Genomic DNA, 19918 nt, shown 5'->3' on the forward strand with positions numbered 1-19918 from the left:
ATGGCCGACGAAATCTTGCCGAATTCCTCCAGCACGATCAGCGCTTCGATATTGCCCATGCCAAGCCCGCCAAGGTCGCTCGACACGTTGATGCCGAGAAAGCCGAGCTCGGCAAAACGCTTCACCAATTCGCGGCTGGGCGGCTTGTTGTCGCGTTCCAGTTCGGCCGCGATGGCGGGCAGCTCGCCACGGGCGAATTCGCGCGCCGCTTCCTGAAGCTGGCGCTGGTCGTCGGTCAGGTTGAAATTCACGGGTTTGCTCCTTCGCGGCGCTGGCGCGTCCATCTCGTCATTTCTGGCGTCAGAATTGCGGGCATCACAGCAGTTCGGGTTGTTCGATCAGGTTGGCGAGCGCGGCCATGAAGCGGCCGCCGTCGGCCCCGTCGATTGCGCGGTGATCGCACGACAGCGACAGGTTCAGCACCGGCACGATGCGGATCGCGCCATCGTCGTCGATGGGTTCTGGCCGCGCCTTGCCGACCGCGAGGATCGCGCCCTGCGGCGGGTTGATGATGGCGTCGAACTGTTCGACCCCGAACCCGCCAAGGTTTGAGAGCGAGAAGCTGCCGCCGATGAATTCCTCGGGCTTCAACTTTCCGCTGCGAGCCTTTTGGGCGAGCGCCTTCATCTCTGTGCCGATTTCGCTCACCGACTTGTCATCGGCGGCAAAGACGATGGGCGTGACCAGCCCGCGTTCCGTCGCCACCGCGACCGAGATGTCGGCATGGGCGAACCGGTGAATCTCGTTGCCGTGGACCTGGATGTTGAGCGCGGGCACTTCGGCCAATGCCAGAGCGCACGCCCGTAGGATGTAGTCGTTGACGCTGGGCCGGTCGCTCTGAACCGCGGCGCGCAAGGCCAGCAGCCGGTCGGCGCGGACACGGCGGCGCACGTAGAAATGCGGGATCTGCTGCTTCGATTCGGTCAGCCGCCGCGCGATGGTGCGGCGCATCGACGACATCGGCACGATTTCGACCGAACCACCGGCGACAAGCTGCGGTGCTGCTGCGGCTGCCGGCACAGGCGCTGGCGCTGGCGTCGGTTCCGGAATCGCGGCAAGGACGTCGGCCTTGCGCACCCGTCCGCGCGGACCGGTGCCGGCGATGGCCGACAGGTCCACGCCCTCGCTCGCGGCGATGCGGCGGGCGACAGGGGTTGCGGCAACGTCGCTGTCGGGCGTTGCGGGAAGCACGCCGACCAGCGCAGGCGATGCTTCGGGCCGTGCGGCCTGATGCACGTCCTGCGCGGTGATCTTCGCGTCGCGGCCAGAACCTGTGAGGGCACTGACATCGACGCCAAGCCGCGCAGCTTCTTCGCGCGCCTTGGCCGTGATCGCGACGCCATCAGGTATCGGCGGAGCGGCGGGGGTAGGGGTCGAAGCAGGCGCGGGCGCAGCGGGCACGGCGGCAGGTTCGTCGTCATCGGGGCCAAAGCTTGCTTCCGAAGGCTTGAAGCCCGCGATTAGCGCGTCGATTTCATCGGGCGTGGCCTCGCTGCCGTCCGACAGCACCGCGAGCAGGGCACCGACGGGATAAGTCTGCCCCGCTTCGGCAAGGATGCGCACGAAGCGGCCCGGCGCTTCGGACTCGACCTCGTTCGTGATCTTGTCCGTTTCGATCAGTGTCAGCAGCGTGCCACGGTCGAACGGGGCACCTTCAGCCACCAGCCATTCCGCGATCGTGCCTTCGGCCATTTCGATGCCCCATTTGGGCATGGTGAAAGGTTTCAGTTTTGCCATGTCGCGCCTCCTCAGCGAAAGCCGAGGACGCGCCGGACGGCATCCTCGATCTTTTGCGGCGAGGGCACCCACGCGCGTTCGAGCGTGCGGGAGAACGGAATGGGGCTGTGCGGGCCGGTCACCATCGCGGGCGGAGCCTTGATGCTGGTGAACGCACGTTCGGTGACCATCGCGGCGATATCGGCGGCAAGGCTGCAACGCGGCGGGCTTTCGTCGACGATGACAAGGCGGCCCGTCTGTTCAACCGATTCGATGATCGCGTCTTCGTCCATCGGGCTGGTCGTGCGCAGGTCGAGCAGGTCGACGCCCACGCCATCTGCCGCCAGCTTGTCGGCAGCTTTTTCGGAAAAGCTGACCATGCGTCCGCAGGCGACCACGGTGACGTCGCCGCCTTCGCGCACGACGCGCGCCTGGCCGAACGGCTGGCGGTATTCGCCGTCGGGCACTTCGCCCTTCACGCCGTAAAGCGTTTTGTGTTCGAAGAACATGACCGGATCGTCGCCGCGCAACGCTTCGGTCAAGAGGCCCTTGGCATCCGCAGGGGTCGTCGGCAGCACGACCTTCAGCCCCGGGATCGCGGTCAGCATGGCATAGACCGACTGGCTATGTTGCGCTGCGGTCTGCATGCCTGCGCCATAGATCAGGCGCACGACGGCGGGGCACTTGGTCTTGCCGCCGAACATGTAGCGGAATTTCGCCATCTGGTTCCACAGCTGGTCGAGGCTGACGCCCACGAAATCGGCGAACATCAGTTCGGCGACCGGCCGTTTGCCGCAAAGCGCCGCGCCTGCCGCCGCGCCGATGATGGCGCTTTCCGAAATAGGGGTGTCGATCACGCGGTCGGGGCCGAACTTGGCCCACAGGCCCGGGGTCGTGCCCCAGATGCCGCCGATGGCTTCGGGGCCGCCGGCAGTTCCGTTACCGCCCACGACGTCCTCGCCCAACACGATGATGTTCTCGTCGCGCTCCATCTCCGAATAGAGCGTGCTCGCGATTGCCTCGCGGATGTTCATGACGGCCATGGCGAAGCTTCCTCAGTAATAGTTCACGTAGACGTCGTCGGCGACCGTGTCGTTGTCCGGCATCGCGTCGGCGCGCGCTTCGGCGACGGCCTCTTCGATCAGTTGCGCGACTTCGGCGTCGATGGCGTCGAGATCGGCGTCTGCCAGCAGCGCGCCTTCGGTGACGCGGGCGCGGAATGCCTTGAGGCAGTCGCGCTCGTCACGGATGCGATCAAGCTCGCCCTTGCCGCGATAGCGTTGCGGATCGCCTTCGAAGTGGCCGTAGAACCGTTCGGTATCCAGCTCGATCGCGGCGGGGCCGTTGCCTGCGCGGACATATTCGAGCAGTTCGCCAAAGACCGAGAACACGTCGAAGAAATCGCAGCCGTTGGCACGCCACGACTTGATGCCGAACGCTTCGGCGCGGCTGGCGATGTCCTTGTCGGTGCCGACGGCATAGGCGTCGCCGGTATGTTCGGAATAGTGGTTGTTTTCGAACACGAAGATCGCCGGAACCTTGGTGACAGAGGCAAGGTTCATCGCTTCGAATGTGGTGCCCTGGTTGCATGCGCCGTCTCCCGAAAAGGCGATACCGACGCTGCCTTTCCCTTCGAGGCGGAGCGCGATGGCCGCGCCCACCGCCTGCGGCGCACCGCCGCCGACGATGCCGTTGGCGCCCAGCATGCCGACATCGAGGTCGGCGATATGCATCGAACCGCCGCGACCCTTGCAAAGCCCGCCCGCGCGTCCGTAGATTTCCTTCATCATGCCCTTCACGTCGCAGCCCTTGGCGATGCAATGGCCATGGCCGCGGTGGGTCGACACGATCTTGTCGGCATGGGTCAGCTGTTCGCAGATGCCGACGGCGACCGCTTCCTGCCCAGCATAAAGGTGCGTGAATCCAGCGATCTCGCCGGTCTTGATCTCGTCGTGAAGGCGTTCTTCGAAGGTACGGATCGTCGCCATCTGGCGGTAGGCCTGCAGCAGTTCGTCACGGTTCAGTTGCATGTCATGTCCCTTGGGAAACCTGGGCAGGATGACCCGGACCGCCGGCCCGGGTGCGGAGCGCGCCTGATCAAATGTGGGCCGGCTCAGAGATCGTCCGGCTTCTTTTCACCCGGGCCGTAGATGTAATCGTCCAGCACCTTGTGGAAATGGCGGATGCGCAGTTCCTGATCGCCGATCCACAGGCCGGGGAAGAAGTCGGACTTCATGCCCGTCTGCACCGTCGGCAGGTTGTAGGCGTCTTGATCCAGCACCTGCCCGATCGTCTTGTCGCCATGGCGGAAGCGTTTGTGCTTCACGCGTTCGGGCCACTCCTCGCCTTCGGGCACCAGTTCGAACATCCAGATGTCGTAATACATCTTGTTCGGATCGGTGGCGTGCGGGCGCTGGCGGAACAGCATGATGTCGTCGGCGTGGACGTTGATCGAGACGTTGGGAAAAATCGTGTAGTGGTAATCATCGGTCAGCTGATCGTCGTTCAGCTCCGAATAGTCCTTGCCCTGTTCGGCCCCGTGCTTGCGCTTGAATATCTGCACGTCGCGGCGGATGTCGGACACGCGCCCTTCGTATTCGGCGGGGTCCATCCCGGCGTGGACCATGATTTCGTAGATCGCGGGCGGGATCTGGCTGGGCATCGCGACGCGCGGGCTGATCGCGGCGAACGGGATCAGGTAACGGTTGTGCTTGCCGTAACAGTCGATCTGGACGTTGACGTCGTCAAGGTACCACTTCAGCTGCGGGTGGATGCCCTGCACGTGATAGGTTTCGTTGAAGGCATCGACCGACGTCTTCCAGTTGCAGTCCCATTCAACCGTAATGTCGCGCGACCAAGCCATCCGTTCGGGGTGATAAGGTTCGAGGTGCTGTTTCATCGGGTCGATGAAATCGTCGAAGGGTTCGACATCCTGATTGAGCGAGAACCAGACGAAGCTGTTCCATTCGATACATGGCAACAGCGTCGCGCTCATGTTCGGGGGGCCGCCCTGAAAGAACGTGCAGATGTCGGGGATGTGATCCAGCTTCCCGTCCAGACCGTAGGTCCAGTGGTGGTACATGCACTTGAAGCTTTCGGCATTGCCGCGCCCTTCGGGACGAAGGCGGTTGCCGCGATGCAGACACACGTTGGGGAAACAGCGGACTGATCCGTCCACCTGCCGTACGATCAGCACCGATTCCTTGCCGATTTCGGTGCAGATGTAGTCGCCCGCTTCCTTCAGGTCGTCCGACCGGCCGCCCAGCAGCCATGTCTTGGACCACACCTTGTCCCATTCCATCGCCATGAATTCGGGCGAGAAATAGCGCGCGGCGGGAATGATCTCGGTGCCAAGCTCTGGATCGGGCGCCTTTTCGACAGGCGTGCCGTTGCCGGTCGTCGCCGGGTCGACGCGCGGCACGTCGACGACGCGCAAGGCGTCCATCTTCGCCGCATCCCAGCCCATGATGTGCTTTGCCATCAGAAGTGCGTCCGGTTGGTATAGCCCCCGTCGACGACGAGGTGAGAGCCGTTGCACCAACTTGCGGCGTCGCTGGCGAGGAAGGTGATCGCACGGGCCACTTCCTCGGGCTTGCCGAGGCGGCCCGACGGCTGCTGGCGCAGCTGGGCGTTGTAGAACTTTTCCATCGTGCCCTTGATCATGTCCCAGTTGCCGCCCGCGAATTCGATCGGGCCGGGGGATACGACGTTGACGCGGATGTTGTGCTTACCGTGGAACAGTGCGAGCTGCTTGCCATAAGTCACGATCGACGCCTTGAGCGCGTTGTACGCCTGCGGACCGCCCATCGCTTCGAGCACCGAAGTCGTGCCGATCAGGACGATGGAGCCGCGCTGCTGTTCTTCCATTTTCGGGATGACGGCCTCGACCGCGCGGACCGCGCCCATCAGGTCGACCTCGAACGCGTTGTACCAGTACTTTTCACTGCCCATGCCGCCGCCCGCAGAAGTGAACGGGATCATGACGTCGACACCGTCGAGCGCGTCGATGGCCCATTCAAACCATGCCTTGTACTCGTCCGCGTTCTTGGCGTTGACCGGCTTGCCGACGACGTTAGTGCCGTACTTCGACAGTTCGGCCACCGCGTCCTTCACGCTGTCTTCGCTGCGCGCGGTTAATGCGATGTCGCAGCCTTCGCGCGCCAGGATCTCTGCCACCGAATAGCCGATACCGCGCGCCGCGCCGACGAGGATCGCTTTCTTGCCCTGAAGTCCGAGGTCCATGGTTATGCCGTCCTGTTTTCTGTCCTGACGATCGCGTGGTCGCCCGATAGTTCGTTTCGCCACCCTGTTAGACAGGAGAGGGCCGGGGTTTCAATAAAAAAGTCAGTCGTGACTGATTTTTTTATGCGTCATGCTTCCTGCAGCTCCTTGATCAGTTCGTCGCGCAGGCGGAATTTCTGAATCTTCGATGTCGACATCGGCCAACTGTCGACAAAGCGGATGTGGCGCGGAACCTTGAACCCGGCGATCTGGCCTTTACAGTGGGCGATCAGTTCCTGTTCGGTCGCGCTTTGCCCTTCGGCAAGCTCGACAAATGCGGCGGGCACTTCGGCATAGCGTTCGTCGGGAAGCCCGACGACTTGCGCCAGCTTTACCGCGGGATGGCTTTGCAACATGCCCTCGATCTCTGCTGCGGCGACGTTTTCGCCACCGACCTTCAGCATGTCCTTGAGCCGTCCATGGAACATCACGTTGCCGTCGGCGTCGATGGACCCGATGTCACCGGAATAGAACCAGCCGTCGCGGATCGCCTCGGCCGTCTTTACGGGATCGTTGTAATAGCCCTGCAGCCGGTTGGGGCCGCCCAGCACGATTTCGCCCTGTTCGCCCGGCGCGCAATCCAGCGCGGTTTCGGCATTGACGATCCGGACGCTCCATTCGTCGAGCGGCGTCCCGCAGCGGCCGGTGCGCACTTCGTAACTGTCGCTTAGCCGGCTGGTCGAAACCGTGCCCGCGCCTTCGGTCAGGCCATAAGTGCCGACCTGGATCGTGTGCGGCATCGCCTTGGCCACGGCCAGCTTGATCCATTCGGGCTGCACGGCGAAGTTAGAATTCATCACCCGCAGCTTAGACAGGTCGGTGTCGGGAAATGTCGGGTGCGTGATCAGATCCTGCATGATCGTCACGAAGCTGGGATAGGCGATGGTCGCCCCCTCGCGCCCCAGCATCGCCAGGCCGACGCCCGCGTCGAAATGCGGAATGGTCATGTACGCGCCGCCAAGGTCGAGGATCATCGTCATCGGCAGGATGCCAGCGATGTGGAAGATCGGCAGCGGCGACCAGACCTTGTCCTCGCTCGTGCATTCGTAGCGCACACCAAGATTGCGGCTGTTGGCGACCTGCGCCCGGTGCGAAATCATCGCGCCCTTGGGGTGCGCGGTGGTGCCCGAAGTATAGAGGATCATCGCAGTGTCTTCGGGCTGAACCGCGTCGATGCGCTTGTCGACTTCGCCCTCGTCGATCGCCTTGCCCGCTTCGATCGCGGAACTGGCGGAAATAAGATAGGGCGCGCAGTCATCGTCAAGGCAGACGATCGTGCGCAATGCCGGCGCTTCGGGAAGCGACAGCGCGCGCGGATCGGTCGCGCCCTTCAACGAGGGCATAGCCGATTCGAGGCGTTCGCCGAAATCGACGTTTTCCGCCACTTTGCCCGTGGTGATCACCACGACGAGATCGGCATTTTCGACCACGTAGCCAAGTTCATTCGCGCGGTATCGGGCGTTGACCGGAACAGCGACTGCGCCAGCCATCGTGATGCCATAGAACGCGGTGATGAAATCGATGCAGGTCGGCAGCAGGATGCCGACATGGTCGCCCGGCTTCACGCCCATGGCGATCAGCGCGCGGGCCCAGTCGCGTGCCGCGACGTTGAGGTCGGCATAGCTGAGCCTGTCGTCCGGAAACACAATCGCATCCGACGCACCGAAACGTGCCGCCGAAGACCTGATCATTTCACCCATCGTGAGGATTGGCCGAATATCGCCCAAATTACCTCTCCCACTTTTCTATAGCGCAAGCGGACCGATGGCCCGACGGCTTGATTGTTTCGATTGACCCGAGCTTATCAGCCCGCCGGAAAAATACAATCATGCATGACTGTTTTATTGCGATGCGGCCGAACCCCGCATCATCGCCCGATTCCCGCCACTTGCGCTCTACATGCGCATGGTCCTAAGGCAATCGCGGGCCGTTGCTGGATGGTGGCGCGCCCTGTCGAAATTCATCCCGGACGAATCGGAAATGGCCATTTCGGGCGCGCGCGCGAAAAACACGATCAAAACCACTCCGGCGCGGGATATCGCGCCGCGGGGCAGTGGTGGCGCGACGCTGCAAGCGGCCAAGGCGGCGCAGACACGCAAGCGCCTGATCGACGCGACCGTGCGTTGCCTCGTCAAATACGGTTATGCGAAAACGACCACGCCGCGCGTGGCCGAAGAAGCGGGGCTGTCGCGCGGTGCGATGATGCATCATTATGAAAACGGCGCCGCGCTGATCAAGGCGACGATCATCGAATTGCACGAACGTCGCCTTCGCGCGTTTCGCCGTGCGGCGGACAAGCCCGATCACGATGTCGTGAATCTGGTCGAGACATATTGGGCGCAAGTCCAGAAGCCCGCGTTCATCGCTTTTCACGAATTGGCCGTCGCGGCGCGCACGGACAAGGAATTGGCCGCGATCATGCAGCCGTTGCAGGATGAATTCAGCGACCGGTTCAACACGCAGGCCGAAACACTGTTTCCCGAATGGCGCGAATTCCCCGAACGCTTCGATCTGGCCATGACCCTGTCGCAGACCATTCTGGAGGGGATGGCCATCGCGGTCCAGACCGGTGCGATATCGCCGGCCAAGGTTCCGCCGATGCTCGTGCATCTCGAAGACCAGATCCGCGCACTGATGCCCACTGTCTTTGACACGGGCCGCCCGACATCCTGAAGGCCGGCGTCGCGGGCTAATGCAATTCGCACCGACAGGTGACGTCTAATAAAACAATCTTGTTTGTCTTTTACAAAACCCGCGCTACCGTGCCGGGCGGAGAAGGATGGATGCCGACCAAAGGCACCTCGTGATAATCGGCAAGGAACCGCGCATTGAACGCCACCCCCACGCATAAGCCCAAAATATTCCGCCCGGAGGACGTCGATTACGAACGGCCCAAACGCGGTTTGGACGAAGACGATCTGCGCAAACAGCCGACAATTTACCGCGACGATATGCTCGCGGGTAAAACGATCCTGATCACCGGCGGCGGCAGCGGGATGGGCAAGGCGACGGCACTGCTCGCCGCGCGATTGGGCGCGCAGGTCGCGATCTGCGGGCGGGACGAGGAAAAGCTTCAGACCACGGTCAAACTGGTGAAGGAAGAAGTCGGCAGCGACGTGCTGTCTGTGGGCACCAACATCCGCGACGCCGACGCGGTAGAGGCGCTGATCGGCAAAGTGCACGACCACTTCGGCGGGCTCGACACGCTGGTCAACAATGCGGGCGGGCAGTTCCCGCAAGACGCCATCGACTTTTCGCGCAAGGGCTGGCTGGCCGTCATCGACACCAATCTCAACGGGACCTGGTGGATGATGCAGGAAGCGGCCAAGCGCTGGCGTGAGGACGGCAAGCCCGGCAACATCGTCAACATCGTCGCCAACGTGGAGCGCGGCATGCCGCAGGCGGCACACACCTGCGCGGCGCGCGCGGGCGTGATCTACCTTTCCAAGACGCTGGCCACCGAATGGGCGCAGTGGAACATCCGCGTGAACTGCATCGGACCCGGCGTGATCGAGACCGAAGGTTTCCGCATGTATCCCGAAGAGGCGCTGGCCCGGTTCCACAAGGCGAACCCGATGAAGCAGCGCGGCAACGCGTGGGATGTGGCCGAAATGATCGCCTATCTCGCGTCGCCGGCGGCCCGTTTCATCAACGGCGACCTGATCGTGATGGACGGCGGACAGGCCCAGTGGGGCGTCGTCTGGCCCGCCGGAATGCCGGACTATTTCAGCGAGGACGGGGCCGCCTGAGCTACCGACTTGCATCCCGCATCACTGCGGACGTTCTTACAGGAGAGAGATATGGGTCGCGTTGAAGGCAAGGTTGCACTCGTCACCGGTGGCGGTTCGGGACTTGGCGCCGCGGATTGCGAGGCTCTGGCCCGCGAAGGTGCGAAAGTCGTCGTCACCGACGTAAAACTGGAACCGGCGCAGGCTGTGGCCGACCGCATCGGCAACGGCGCGATCGCGCTGGTGCTGGACGTGTCGAATGAAGAGCAATGGCAATCCGTGATCGGCGAAATCCGTTCCACCTTCGGTCGGCTCGACATCCTCGTCAACAATGCGGGTGTCGTGCTGAATGCCGATGTCGAGGATACCAGCCTCGAGAAGTTCCGCTGGGTCAACGCGATCATGACCGACGGCGTGTTCCTTGGCATGAAATACGCGATCCCCTTGATGAACGAAGGCGATGGCGGGTCGATCATCAACATGAGCTCGACCGGCGCGCTGCTCGGCTATCCGATCTTCTTCGCCTATTCCGCCGCGAAGGGCGCGGTTCGTTCGATGACCAAATCGGTCGCGGTGATGTGCCAGGAAAAAGGTTACAAGATCCGCTGCAATTCGGTCCACCCCGGCGCGATCGAAACGCCCATGGTGCAGACCGCCGAAGGGCGTGAGGCGCAACCCGTTGCTGAAGGCGTCTTGCCGCCCGGCACGCCCGGCGCGCCCAAGGATGTCGCCGCGCTCGTGCTCTATCTCGCGTCCGACGAATCGCGGTTCGTGAACGGCGCAGAGCTAGTCATCGACAACGGGGTTACTATCCGCCCGTTCTGATCGGGTGAACATTACGACGGAGAGGGCCATGCAACCGCAGCGTTTCACGATCGACGTACCCGAAGATCGGCTGATCGATTTGAAGGATCGGCTGGCCCGCACGCGGCTGCCGCACGATTACGCGAACGAGGACTGGTCGTACGGCACGCCTGCCAGCGTGATCGCGCCGCTGATCGAACGGTGGCGCAACGGATACGACTGGCGCGAGCACGAAACGCGGATGAACGCGTATGAACACTGGCGGGTCGAAATCGAAGGCGTACCGGTCCATTACATGCGCGTGTCGGGGAAGGGGCCGAACCCCGCGCCGCTGATCCTGTCGCACGGCTGGCCGTGGACGTTCTGGGACATGCACCGCGTTGTCGGGCCGCTGTCCGATCCGGCGGCGCACGGCGGCGATGCGGCCGATGCGTTCGACGTGATCGTGCCGTCGATGCCGGGCTTCGGCTTTTCGACGCCGCTGACAAAGACAGGGATCAATTTCTGGTCGACCGCCGATCTGTGGCACACCTTGATGCGCGATGTGCTGGGCTTCGACAGCTATTTCGCGGCGGGCGGCGACTGGGGCGCGCTGACCACCAGCCAGCTAGGCCATAAATACGCCGACGAGGTTCGCGCGATCCACGTGTCGACCCTCGCGCCGCTGTACCTGTTCGGGCACGAACGGCCATGGGACGTGACGGGCGGTCAACTGGCTCCGCCCGAATTGCAGGGACAGGCGCGCGAGGATTACCTTGCCTGGCAACGCCGCATCGCTAGCCACGTTTGCGTACAAGTGCTCGACCCGCAGACATTGTCATACGGCATGCACGATTCCCCCGCCGCGCTGCTGGCATGGCTGATCGAGCGGCGCAAAAGCTGGGGGGATTGCCGCGAAGGGCTCCTGTCGGCGTTCGATCCCGATTTCCTGCTGACGACTGCCTCGATCTATTGGCTGACCGACAGTTTCGTGACCTCGGCCCGGTTCTATGCCGAAGCTGCGCGCCATCCATGGAAGCCGGAGGATGACCGCAGTCCCGTGATCTCCGCTCCGGCGGGGGTGAGCCGGTTTCCGTTTGACGGGACCAGCGGCATCGGGCGCGGCACCGAAGGGCTGTTCAATCTCGTTTATCAGGACAGCCACGACAAAGGCGGGCACTTTGCGCATGTCGAGGCACCCGACGCCGTCGTCGGCGACATTCGCGCGACGATGCGGCCCTATCGGGCCTAAACCCATCGAGTCTGAACGGCTAGGTTTTGCAGCCCCGCCGTTCAGCTGATCATTTCGCCAGCCAGCGATCCAGTTCGACGTGGAAATGGCGCAGGCGCGCTTCCTGTTCGCACCACAGCGGGCCGTTGAACCCGCGTGACCGTGCGCCCTTTTGCACGATGGGCAACAAGTCGGAATCCTGATCGAGCACCTCGCCCATGCCCGGCGGCTCGCCCAGCACAGTGTGCACGACTTCGGGTCGGGTCGCGCCGGTCACGTCGACTTCATCGCCCAATCCCATCCAGCCCGGCGCGCCATATCCCGGCGCGTCGACATGGCGGTACATGATCGTCGTTTCATATGTGAATTGTTCGGGGTCGCTTTCGTGCGGCTTGAACCGGTGCAGGAAAACAGCCTCTGGATGACAGCCGATCTGCATGTGCGGGAATATGCCGAAGATGGTCGCATCGGTCAGTTGCGCGTCGGAGAAGTGGGAATAATCGAGCCCGATCTTCTCCGCCCGGTCACGTTTCGCCTGCGACACGGCGGCGCGGCTTTCCATTGCGGTGCCGGTGAAGCTGTCGGGATCGACCCCCGCATCGGCCAACAGCATGGCGATACCGGGATTGATGCCTTCCTGATCGGGGAAGTGCGAATTGGGCTGCGCCATCGGCACGAACTGGCGGCTGAGGCCGTTTTCGAACAGGTCGATATGCGTCCGGTCGTCGATGACGCCCATCGTTTGTGGGTGGATCGCGTGGAGGTGGTAGCTTTCGTAGAACGCGTCGATCCCGCCTTTCCAGTTCGCGGCCCAGTCGGACCGGCGATGCTGGACGACGTGCATCTTGTCGATGGCATACGTCTCCAGCATGGGCAGGATAGGAGCGAGAAATTCGGCCAGCGGCATGACTTCGTCGCTCATCGAAATGAACACCATGCCCGCTGCTTCCTCCGCCCTGACGGACGTCAGGTCTGTACCGTGGCACAGTACGCCCGGTTGAAACGTGTCGGCGTCGGTTACTTTCTCATTTTTGCCGTCAAGACCGAAGCGCCACGAATGGAATGGACAGGTGAAGCTGTCCTGGCTGCCCATTTCGGTGGTGACCAGACGGCTGCCGCGGTGGGGGCACACGTTATAGTGGGCGTGGACCTTTCCATCTTCGCCACGCACGATGATGAAGCTTTCGGGGCCGATATCGTGCTTCACCCAGTCGCCGGGTTCGGGCAGGTCGCTCGACGGGGCGGCCAGAAGCCAGGTCTTGGCGAACACCTTGTCGAATTCGGCGTCGAAGAACGCCTTGGAGGTGTAGCGCACCGGATCCAGCCGGTCCGCCCCGTTGTCGATGGCGGGTGCCGCCTGGTCGAACGGATGGTCCGACCCCTTGTGCACCGCCCAACTGCGCGGATCGTAATTCACGCGCCGTCACCCATGCGCCGGTCGAGTTCGGCGTGGAAATGGCGCAGGCGGCCTTCCTGCTCGCTCCACAACGGGCCCTTGAACCCGCGCGATTTCGCGCCCTGCTGCACGATGGGCAGAAGATCGGAATCCTGATCGAGCACTTCGCCGAGGCCCGGCGGTTCGCCAAGACCGGTGTGCACGATTTCCGGCCGCGTCTTGCCCGAAAGATCGGTTTCGGCGGACAGGCCCATCCATGCGGGCGCGCCATATCCGGGCGCATCGACGTGGCGATACAGGATGCAGGTGTCATAGGTGAACTGGTTCGGATCGCTTTCGTGCGGCATAAACCGGTGCATGAATATCGCTTCGGGATGGCAGCCCAGCTGCGCGTTCGGGAACAGCGAGTAGACGACAGAATCGCTCAACTGGCTGTCGCTGAACTTGTCGTAGCCGAGGCCGAGCACGTCGGACCGCTTGCGCTTGGCCTGTTGCACGGCGGCGCGCGTTTCGGCGGCGGTCCCCTGATAGGTTTCCGGGTCGATGCCCGCATCGCGCAGCATCAGCTGAATGCCGGGGTTGACCGTTTCCTGATCGGGATAGCGTTCCGCCGGTTGCGCGAACGGCACGAACTGGCGCGACAAGCCGCCTGGCCAAAGGTCGATCTGCGTGCGATCGTCCATCAGGCACTGGGTCTGCGGGTGCACGGCATGAAGGTGGTAGATTTCGGCAAAGGCGTCGACCCCGCCCTTCCAGTTCGCGCCCCAATCGGAACGACGATGCTGGACGACGTACATCTGGTCGATTTCATAGAGTTCGAGCTGCGGCAGGATCGGCGCAAGCCAGTCTTTGACCGGTTCGATGTCCGCATCCATCGAAATGAACACGAGACCGACCGCCACTTCGCAGCGGACCGAGCTGAGGTCGTGACTGTGGCATAGTACTTCGGGCCGGAACGTTTCTTCGTCCGTGACCGCGATGTTGTGCCCTTCGAGGTCGAATTTCCAGCTGTGGAAGGGGCAGGTGAACTGGTCGATCGAACCGAAATCGGTGGTCACCAGCTGACTGCCGCGATGGGGGCACACATTGTAGTGGGCATGGATCTGGCCGTCTTCGCCGCGCACGACGATGAAGCTTTCGGACCCGATGTCGAACTTGAAGAAGTCGCCCGCTTCGGGAATGTCGGACGCGTGGCCGGCCAGCAGCCAGCTTTTGCAGAACACCTTTTCCCATTCCTCCTTCATGAAGGCGGGATCGTGATAGCGGCGCGGATCGGACCGGCCCGTTCCGTTGTCGATGATGGGCGCACGATCGTTGAACGGGTGCGGCGTGCCGACGTGAATGTTCCAGTCGTTGAAATCGAGCTTCATTTAGGCATCCCTCTCTTTTGGGATTGGTCCCGGTCATCAATCGCCGGGATCCGGTGACGACTGTCCGAAATCGCTTTCGACTCATCGCCTCTTGGTTGCGCATTAAAAAACAGGCATGATTGTTTTGCAAGCAATAGCTCCGCTGACAAGACAGGCGGCACTTTGGGAGAGACCGGATGAGTGCATTTTACGGCAAGACCTTTCAGATCGCTTATGTCGTCCCCGACGTCGAAGCGGCCGTAGATATCTGGGCAACGAAGATGGGCGTCGGCCCGTTCTTTACATTCCCGCTGCCGCTGCCGTTCGACGAACTGTCCATCCGCGACGCGGCGGTGCCGCTCGACTACGACCTGTTCGGCGGGGTTGCCGTATCGTACAGCGGCGACACGATGATCGAACTGATCCAGCCGGGTGGCGCGCCGTCGACTTACCGCGAATTTTTGGAATCCGGGCGCAGCGGGGTTCACCACTTCGGCACGTTCGTCGACGATTACGATGCGGTCATGGCCGACGCGCGGGCCCGCGGCGTGCCGGTGCTGATCGAAGGTAAGCTGCCGTTGTCGCGCTTTGCCTATCTCGACACCGCGAACGACGGGTTGTCCCCGATCGTCGAAATCATCGAGCCGTTCGCGCCGATGCTCGCAACGTTCGACATGATCAAGCAGGCGGTTGCCGACTGGGATGGGACGACGAAGACGCTTTCCCTTTGATCCCCTGACCTAATTCGCGGCGGGCCGTTTCCGTTCGGGGAGGGCAAAGGCGACCACGTAATCGCCCTTGTCCGTGCCCATGTACATGTGCCCGCCCGCCGCGATGACGACATATTGCCTGCCCGTCTTGGCCGAGGTGTAGGTCATCGGCGTCGCCTGTGGCCCGGCGGGAAGGCGGCCCTTCCACAAGACCTTGCCCGTCTGCGTGTCGAAAGCCCGCAAGTGCTTGTCCATCGCCGCACCGATGAAGGTCAGGCCCGCGTCCGTCGTCACCGATCCGCCAATGTTGAAGGCGCCGGGAATGGCGATGCCCAGCGGCGCGCGATCCTCTGTCGTGCCCAGTGTGCGTTTCCACGCGATTTTGCCGCTGTCGATGTTCACCGCCGCGATGTGCCCCCATGGCGGCGCGATGCACGGAATGCCCAGCGGCGAAAGCATCGGATTCAGGCTGATGCCATAGTTCGTGCCTTCTTGCCGCAGATAGCCGGGGGCGTGAGAATCCTTTGCTGCTTCGGGCTTGTCGACATCGGCACCGTGGCGGAACAGCAGCACCTCTTGCGGAATGGCGGAGGCGTTGACGATCATCAGACGCCGCGCTTCGTCCACGCTGACGCTGCCCCAGTTCAGCATTCCGAAGGTGCCGGGATACTGCAACATGCCGCGTTCGGACGGCGGCGTGAAAACGCCGTCGTAATCGAGCGAGCGGAAGCGAATCCGGCAAAAAAGCTGGTCCAGCGGGGTGGCGCCCCACATCGAAGCTTCCGTCAGGTCGGGCGGGGCGAAGGATGCGAAACCGGTCGATCGCGGCTGGGTTGGAGAATAGCGTTCGCCCGGCAGTTTGCCCGCCGTGACTGGGCGTTCCTCTACCGTGGTCAGCGGTTTTCCGGTCCGGCGGTCGAGGATGAAGATATCGCCCAACTTCGTCGGCGCGGCCAGCGCGGGGACAGATGCCCCCTTGCCGCGCCAGTCGAACAGCACCGGCTGTGCCGGGATGTCGTAGTCCCAGATATCGTGGTGAACCATCTGGTAATGCCAGCGCACCTGACCGGTCTTCGCGTCCAGCGCGACGATGGAACTGGCATAGCGTTCAAGGTCGGGCGTACGGTGCGTGCCGACATGATCGGGCGTCGCGTTGCCGGTGGGCAGGTAGACGAGGCCAAGGTCCGGGTCTGCGCTGAACACGGTCCACGCATTGACCGAGCCGCGCGTCCATTCGCCGTCGGGGCCGGGACCGGATTGTCCGTCCGGCCGCGCCGAATCCCATCCCCACAGGAACGCGCCCGTGTTCACGTCATAGGCGCGGACAACGCCCGACGGATCGTCGCTGCTGAAATTGTCGCGAATGTACGAACCGACGACCGCGACATCGCCGATGATCGTGGGGGGAGAGGTGGTGTAAGTGCGCAATTGATCGACTTCGCCCATCCCGACCTTGAGATCGATTTCGCCGTTGGTGCCGAATCCGGGGCAAGGCGCGCCGGTCGCCGCGTCGCTCGCCAGCAGGCGGCCATCGACCGTCATGGAAATCACGCGGGCAGCGCAGATGCCATTTGCCGTCGGATTGGCGTGATAGGATACGCCGCGACAGTTCAGCATTTGCGCATTGCCGAGATCGGCCTTCGGATCGCGCAGCCACAATTGCCTGCCGCTATCGGCGTCGAGCGCGAAGACCTTGCCGGTGGGCGAGCAGAAGATCACACGGTCGTCGACCATCAGTGGCGTAGCCATGAAGCTGATCGACTTGATCTCTGGCCGTTTTTCCATCGTGTCGCCGGTTTCGAACGTCCAGGCGGGTTCGAGGCTGGCGACATTGGCGGCGGTGATCTGCGATGCGGGCGAATGGCGCGTACCGCTTGCATTCGCGCCATAGGCTGTCCAGTTCGCAGGCGCGCCATTCGTGGCGGCGGCGGCTACAGATGTGAAACCGGGGGATGCGGAATTTGCGGGCGTGATTTCATATGGCTGCACCCGGGTGAACGCAACCACCAGCGCAATCACCGCCAGTGTGGCGGCAAGGGGCGCGGCAAGGCGGGTGAACGCATCGTGCGCCGCGGTGATACCGCGCCTGATCCACGGCAGGGCCAGGATCACGCCAAGCACCGTCGGCCCGGCAAGTCGGGGTAGGAGCTGCCAGAAATCCAGCCCCACTTCCCACAGCGACCAGCCCAGCGTGGCCAGCAGCATCGCCGCATATATCCAGACCCCGCGCCGATCGCCGCGCACGAAGAACCAGCCGGACAAAAGGCAGGCGAGGCCAGCCAGTAAATAGTAAGGCGAACCGCCCAGCGATACGAGCCAGCCGCCCCCGGCGGCCAGCACGATGCCGATGATCGCCAGCAGGATGCCGAACGGCCAGCGCACGAATGCGTTGCCCTTAATCTTGTCACCCTTGCGCCGGGCGGTTCGCCCTGCTTCCCCCAAAGTCATAGCCTATGCAGTCTCGATGATGGCGATGGGCGCGCGCACGTCGATCGTCTCGCCGACTTCGGCCACGATCCGCGTTAGCGTTCCCGATACGGGCGATGGCACTTCGACCGTGGTCTTGGCGGCTTCCACCTCGACCAGCGTGTCGCCCTCGTTCACCACGTCGCCGGGCTGCTTTAGCCAGCGCACGATTTCGCCATCCTGCATCCCCATGCCGTATTGCGGCAGGACCACGGTATATTCAGCCATGTCCGTCTCTCCTTCTTCAGGCCGGAACCGCGCGTTCGGCGCCGATGATGCGCCGTGCGGCATCGACGATCCGTTCGACCGACGGGTAAAGCGGTTTTTCTATGTGTGGGCTGAACGGCAAATGCGTGTCGGGGGTGGTGACCCTCACGACCGGACCGCGCAGGGCATCGAAGGCATGCTCGACGATCGTCGCGGCGATCTCGCTGGCCGCGCTGCAGGTCATGTGCGCCGGGTCGACGCATATCGCCCGCCCCGTCTTGCGCACCGATTGCAGGATCAGTTCACGGTCCAGCGGAACCAGCGTGCGCGGGTCGATCACTTCGGCGGAAATGCCTTCTTCGGCCAGTTTCTTCGCGGCGTTCAGGGCCACGTTGACCCCGCCTGCGACACCGATGATAGTCAGGTCGCTGCCTTCGCGCTTGATGTCGCCCTTGCCCAGCGGGATGACGTGGTCGACGTCGTCCGACACTTCGCCCTTTGCCATCCAGCAGGTCGAATCCTCGAAACTCAGCACCGGGTCGTCGCTGCGGATCGCGGCTTTCAACAGGCCCTTCATGTCGCTGGCGTTGGACGGCGCGATGATCTTCAGCCCCGGCATGTTCATGAACATGGAATAGGGACGGTCCGAATGCTGCGCCGCGTTCGAATTGCCGTAGAACAGGCACGAACGGATAACGAGTGGGAGCCGCGCCTGACCGCCATAAATATAGCGGGACTTGGCGATGATGGAGCAGATCTGATCCATCGCCGGGAACAGGAACGACGAAATGGTCGCATCGACGATGGGACGCATCCCCACCATCGCCGCGCCGCCTGCAGCGCCGATGAACCCGTTTTCGGAAATTGGCGTGTCGCGCACGCGTTCCTCTCCGAACTGGTCGACAAAGCCGGTGGTGGTGCCGAACACGTTGCAGCGCACGTCCTCGCCCATGATGAACACGGACTTGTCGCGCGCCATCTCCTCTTTCTGGGCCTGGTGGATCGCTTCGAGATAGGTGACTCTTGCCATTATTGCGGTCCTTCTCAGGCGTGGGCGCTGACGTCGGCGGGGATCGGCAGGCGATCCACGAAGACATGGTCGAAGGCTTCGGCGAAAACGGGATAATCGCTGTCACGCGCAAATTGCAGCGCATCGGCAACTTCGTCGGCGATGGCGCTGTCGATCGCATCCAGGTCGGCATCGGCGACGCCAGCTTCGACCAGTCGCTTGCGATAGATGGTGATGGGATCGCGGGCGACCCAATCGTCATGTTCCGGCCCGCGCGGGGTAAGCTCGCGGCCCATGTTCACGGCGTGGTCGCCATAACGGTAGGTCTTCGTCTCGATCAGGGTCGGACCCTTGCCGGCGCGGGCGCGGTCGACCGCTTCGCGCACGGCGGCTTCGACCGCGTCCACGTCCTGTCCGTCGACGATCACGCCGGGAATGCCATAGCCGTGGGCGCGATCCGCGACATTTGCGCCCGCCACTGCCTTGTCAGTGGGCGTCGACATGCCGAATCGGTTGTTTTCGCAAACGAATATCGCCGGCAGCGACCATACGGCGGCAAGGTTCATGCCTTCGTGGATCGCGCCTTCGCTGCTGGCGCCGTCACCGAAGAAGCATAGCGCGACCCGGTCCAGCCCCTGCAGCTTGGCGCCGAGCGCCGCGCCCGCAGCGACCGGGCCGCCCGATCCGACGATGCTGGTTTCGCCAAGGCTGCCCATCGAAAAATCGGACAAGTGCATCGAGCCGCCCTTGCCCTTGCAGATGCCGGTCACTTTGCCGAGCAGTTCAGCCATCAGGGGACGCAGCTTCGCGCCCTTGGCAATGGGGTGGCCGTGGCTGCGATGGGTGCCGACCATGTAGTCATCGTCGCGCAGCGCGATGCAGGCGCCGACGCCCGATGCCTCCATCCCGGCATATGTGTGCAGCGCGCCGGGGATTTCGCCCGCGGCGTGGATGGCTTCGGCCTTTGCCTCGAACTGGCGGATGCGCTGCATCCGGCGGTATTTTTCGAGGCGCGGATCGTTTTCGCCTGTGGTGGTCATGA

18 protein-coding genes are annotated in these 19918 nt (G+C 63.1%); 5 read left to right on the plus strand and 13 right to left on the minus strand.

Features of this window, described 5'->3' with window-relative positions; all coding sequences use genetic code 11:
* From EKN06_RS15005 to EKN06_RS15035, 7 genes are all read right to left on the minus strand, one after another.
* The coding region (locus EKN06_RS15005; RefSeq protein WP_164844026.1) for an acyl-CoA dehydrogenase family protein at positions 1-251 on the minus strand (251 nt) is incomplete at its 3' end.
* 64 nt (positions 252-315) lie between these two features.
* Positions 316-1737, minus strand: a complete 1422-nt coding sequence (locus tag EKN06_RS15010) for a dihydrolipoamide acetyltransferase family protein (protein ID WP_127613720.1) — start codon at positions 1735-1737, stop codon at positions 316-318.
* Positions 1738-1748: 11 nt separating this feature from the next.
* Positions 1749-2759 carry an alpha-ketoacid dehydrogenase subunit beta gene (locus EKN06_RS15015; RefSeq protein WP_127613721.1) on the minus strand — a complete coding sequence of 337 codons (1011 nt, stop codon included), beginning with the start codon at positions 2757-2759 and terminating at the stop codon, positions 1749-1751.
* Positions 2760-2771: 12 nt separating this feature from the next.
* Positions 2772-3746 (minus strand): thiamine pyrophosphate-dependent dehydrogenase E1 component subunit alpha, encoded by a 975-nt coding sequence (locus EKN06_RS15020; RefSeq protein ID WP_127613722.1) that lies wholly within the window; start codon positions 3744-3746, stop codon positions 2772-2774.
* A gap of 83 nt (positions 3747-3829) precedes the next feature.
* Complete coding sequence (locus tag EKN06_RS15025) at positions 3830-5197, minus strand: aromatic ring-hydroxylating oxygenase subunit alpha (RefSeq protein ID WP_240655059.1); 1368 nt, start codon at positions 5195-5197, stop codon at positions 3830-3832.
* On the minus strand, positions 5197-5958 hold the full coding sequence (locus EKN06_RS15030; RefSeq protein WP_127613723.1) for an SDR family NAD(P)-dependent oxidoreductase: 762 nt from the start codon (positions 5956-5958) through the stop codon (positions 5197-5199). The genes EKN06_RS15025 and EKN06_RS15030 overlap by 1 nt, the downstream gene beginning before the upstream one ends.
* 128 nt (positions 5959-6086) lie before the next feature.
* Complete coding sequence (locus EKN06_RS15035; protein WP_240655061.1) at positions 6087-7724, minus strand: class I adenylate-forming enzyme family protein; 1638 nt, start codon at positions 7722-7724, stop codon at positions 6087-6089.
* Between the two features lie 172 nt (positions 7725-7896).
* Here EKN06_RS15035 and EKN06_RS15040 point away from each other — a divergent pair, with 172 nt between their 5' ends.
* The 4 genes from EKN06_RS15040 to EKN06_RS15055 all read left to right on the plus strand — a co-directional run bounded on the left by EKN06_RS15040 (position 7897) and on the right by EKN06_RS15055 (position 11760).
* Positions 7897-8670 carry a TetR/AcrR family transcriptional regulator gene (locus tag EKN06_RS15040; RefSeq protein ID WP_240655063.1) on the plus strand — a complete coding sequence of 258 codons (774 nt, stop codon included), beginning with the start codon at positions 7897-7899 and terminating at the stop codon, positions 8668-8670.
* A 155-nt stretch (positions 8671-8825) separates the two neighbouring features.
* Positions 8826-9746 carry an SDR family oxidoreductase gene (locus tag EKN06_RS15045; protein ID WP_127613725.1) on the plus strand — a complete coding sequence of 307 codons (921 nt, stop codon included), beginning with the start codon at positions 8826-8828 and terminating at the stop codon, positions 9744-9746.
* A gap of 51 nt (positions 9747-9797) precedes the next feature.
* A complete protein-coding gene (locus EKN06_RS15050) occupies positions 9798-10550 on the plus strand; it encodes an SDR family oxidoreductase (RefSeq protein ID WP_127613726.1) in 753 nt (250 codons plus the stop codon).
* Positions 10551-10578: 28 nt separating this feature from the next.
* Entirely contained in the window at positions 10579-11760 is a 1182-nt protein-coding gene (locus EKN06_RS15055) for an epoxide hydrolase family protein (protein ID WP_127613727.1), read from the plus strand.
* A gap of 49 nt (positions 11761-11809) precedes the next feature.
* On the opposite strand, the gene EKN06_RS15060 is transcribed toward EKN06_RS15055, so the two are convergent.
* Complete coding sequence (locus EKN06_RS15060; RefSeq protein ID WP_127613728.1) at positions 11810-13156, minus strand: aromatic ring-hydroxylating oxygenase subunit alpha; 1347 nt, start codon at positions 13154-13156, stop codon at positions 11810-11812.
* Positions 13153-14505, minus strand: coding sequence for an aromatic ring-hydroxylating oxygenase subunit alpha (locus EKN06_RS15065; protein ID WP_127613729.1), 1353 nt, complete (start codon positions 14503-14505; stop codon positions 13153-13155). Before EKN06_RS15065 ends, EKN06_RS15060 begins: the two co-directional genes overlap by 4 nt.
* A gap of 176 nt (positions 14506-14681) precedes the next feature.
* Here EKN06_RS15065 and EKN06_RS15070 point away from each other — a divergent pair, with 176 nt between their 5' ends.
* Positions 14682-15215 (plus strand): VOC family protein, encoded by a 534-nt coding sequence (locus EKN06_RS15070; RefSeq protein WP_127613730.1) that lies wholly within the window; start codon positions 14682-14684, stop codon positions 15213-15215.
* 9 nt (positions 15216-15224) lie between these two features.
* On the opposite strand, the gene EKN06_RS15075 is transcribed toward EKN06_RS15070, so the two are convergent.
* The 4 genes from EKN06_RS15075 to EKN06_RS15090 are packed head-to-tail and all read right to left on the minus strand — an operon-like array spanning position 15225 to position 19916.
* Entirely contained in the window at positions 15225-17642 is a 2418-nt protein-coding gene (locus EKN06_RS15075) for a membrane-bound PQQ-dependent dehydrogenase, glucose/quinate/shikimate family (RefSeq protein ID WP_127613731.1), read from the minus strand.
* Positions 17643-17645: 3 nt separating this feature from the next.
* Positions 17646-17888, minus strand: coding sequence for a biotin/lipoyl-containing protein (locus EKN06_RS15080; protein WP_127613732.1), 243 nt, complete (start codon positions 17886-17888; stop codon positions 17646-17648).
* Positions 17889-17904: 16 nt separating this feature from the next.
* On the minus strand, positions 17905-18897 hold the full coding sequence (locus tag EKN06_RS15085) for an alpha-ketoacid dehydrogenase subunit beta (protein ID WP_127613733.1): 993 nt from the start codon (positions 18895-18897) through the stop codon (positions 17905-17907).
* 14 nt (positions 18898-18911) lie between these two features.
* Positions 18912-19916 (minus strand): thiamine pyrophosphate-dependent dehydrogenase E1 component subunit alpha, encoded by a 1005-nt coding sequence (locus EKN06_RS15090; RefSeq protein ID WP_127613734.1) that lies wholly within the window; start codon positions 19914-19916, stop codon positions 18912-18914.
* Positions 19917-19918: the final 2 nt, after the last annotated feature.

The organism is Croceicoccus ponticola, assembly GCF_004004515.1.
In the GTDB taxonomy this organism is placed as follows: domain Bacteria; phylum Pseudomonadota; class Alphaproteobacteria; order Sphingomonadales; family Sphingomonadaceae; genus Croceicoccus; species Croceicoccus ponticola.

What these genes read in the sequence shown, in the direction of transcription:
- EKN06_RS15010 (WP_127613720.1), bottom strand. Translation starts at nt 1,737, where the DNA reads ATGGCAAAACTGAAACCTTTCACCATGCCCAAATGGGGCATCGAAATG.
- EKN06_RS15015 (WP_127613721.1), bottom strand. Translation starts at nt 2,759, where the DNA reads ATGGCCGTCATGAACATCCGCGAGGCAATCGCGAGCACGCTCTATTCG.
- EKN06_RS15020 (WP_127613722.1), bottom strand. Translation starts at nt 3,746, where the DNA reads ATGCAACTGAACCGTGACGAACTGCTGCAGGCCTACCGCCAGATGGCG.
- EKN06_RS15025 (WP_240655059.1), bottom strand. Translation starts at nt 5,197, where the DNA reads ATGGCAAAGCACATCATGGGCTGGGATGCGGCGAAGATGGACGCCTTG.
- EKN06_RS15030 (WP_127613723.1), bottom strand. Translation starts at nt 5,958, where the DNA reads ATGGACCTCGGACTTCAGGGCAAGAAAGCGATCCTCGTCGGCGCGGCG.
- EKN06_RS15040 (WP_240655063.1), top strand. Translation starts at nt 7,897, where the DNA reads ATGCGCATGGTCCTAAGGCAATCGCGGGCCGTTGCTGGATGGTGGCGC.
- EKN06_RS15050 (WP_127613726.1), top strand. Translation starts at nt 9,798, where the DNA reads ATGGGTCGCGTTGAAGGCAAGGTTGCACTCGTCACCGGTGGCGGTTCG.
- EKN06_RS15055 (WP_127613727.1), top strand. Translation starts at nt 10,579, where the DNA reads ATGCAACCGCAGCGTTTCACGATCGACGTACCCGAAGATCGGCTGATC.
- EKN06_RS15065 (WP_127613729.1), bottom strand. Translation starts at nt 14,505, where the DNA reads ATGAAGCTCGATTTCAACGACTGGAACATTCACGTCGGCACGCCGCAC.
- EKN06_RS15070 (WP_127613730.1), top strand. Translation starts at nt 14,682, where the DNA reads ATGAGTGCATTTTACGGCAAGACCTTTCAGATCGCTTATGTCGTCCCC.
- EKN06_RS15075 (WP_127613731.1), bottom strand. Translation starts at nt 17,642, where the DNA reads ATGACTTTGGGGGAAGCAGGGCGAACCGCCCGGCGCAAGGGTGACAAG.
- EKN06_RS15080 (WP_127613732.1), bottom strand. Translation starts at nt 17,888, where the DNA reads ATGGCTGAATATACCGTGGTCCTGCCGCAATACGGCATGGGGATGCAG.
- EKN06_RS15085 (WP_127613733.1), bottom strand. Translation starts at nt 18,897, where the DNA reads ATGGCAAGAGTCACCTATCTCGAAGCGATCCACCAGGCCCAGAAAGAG.
- EKN06_RS15090 (WP_127613734.1), bottom strand. Translation starts at nt 19,916, where the DNA reads ATGACCACCACAGGCGAAAACGATCCGCGCCTCGAAAAATACCGCCGG.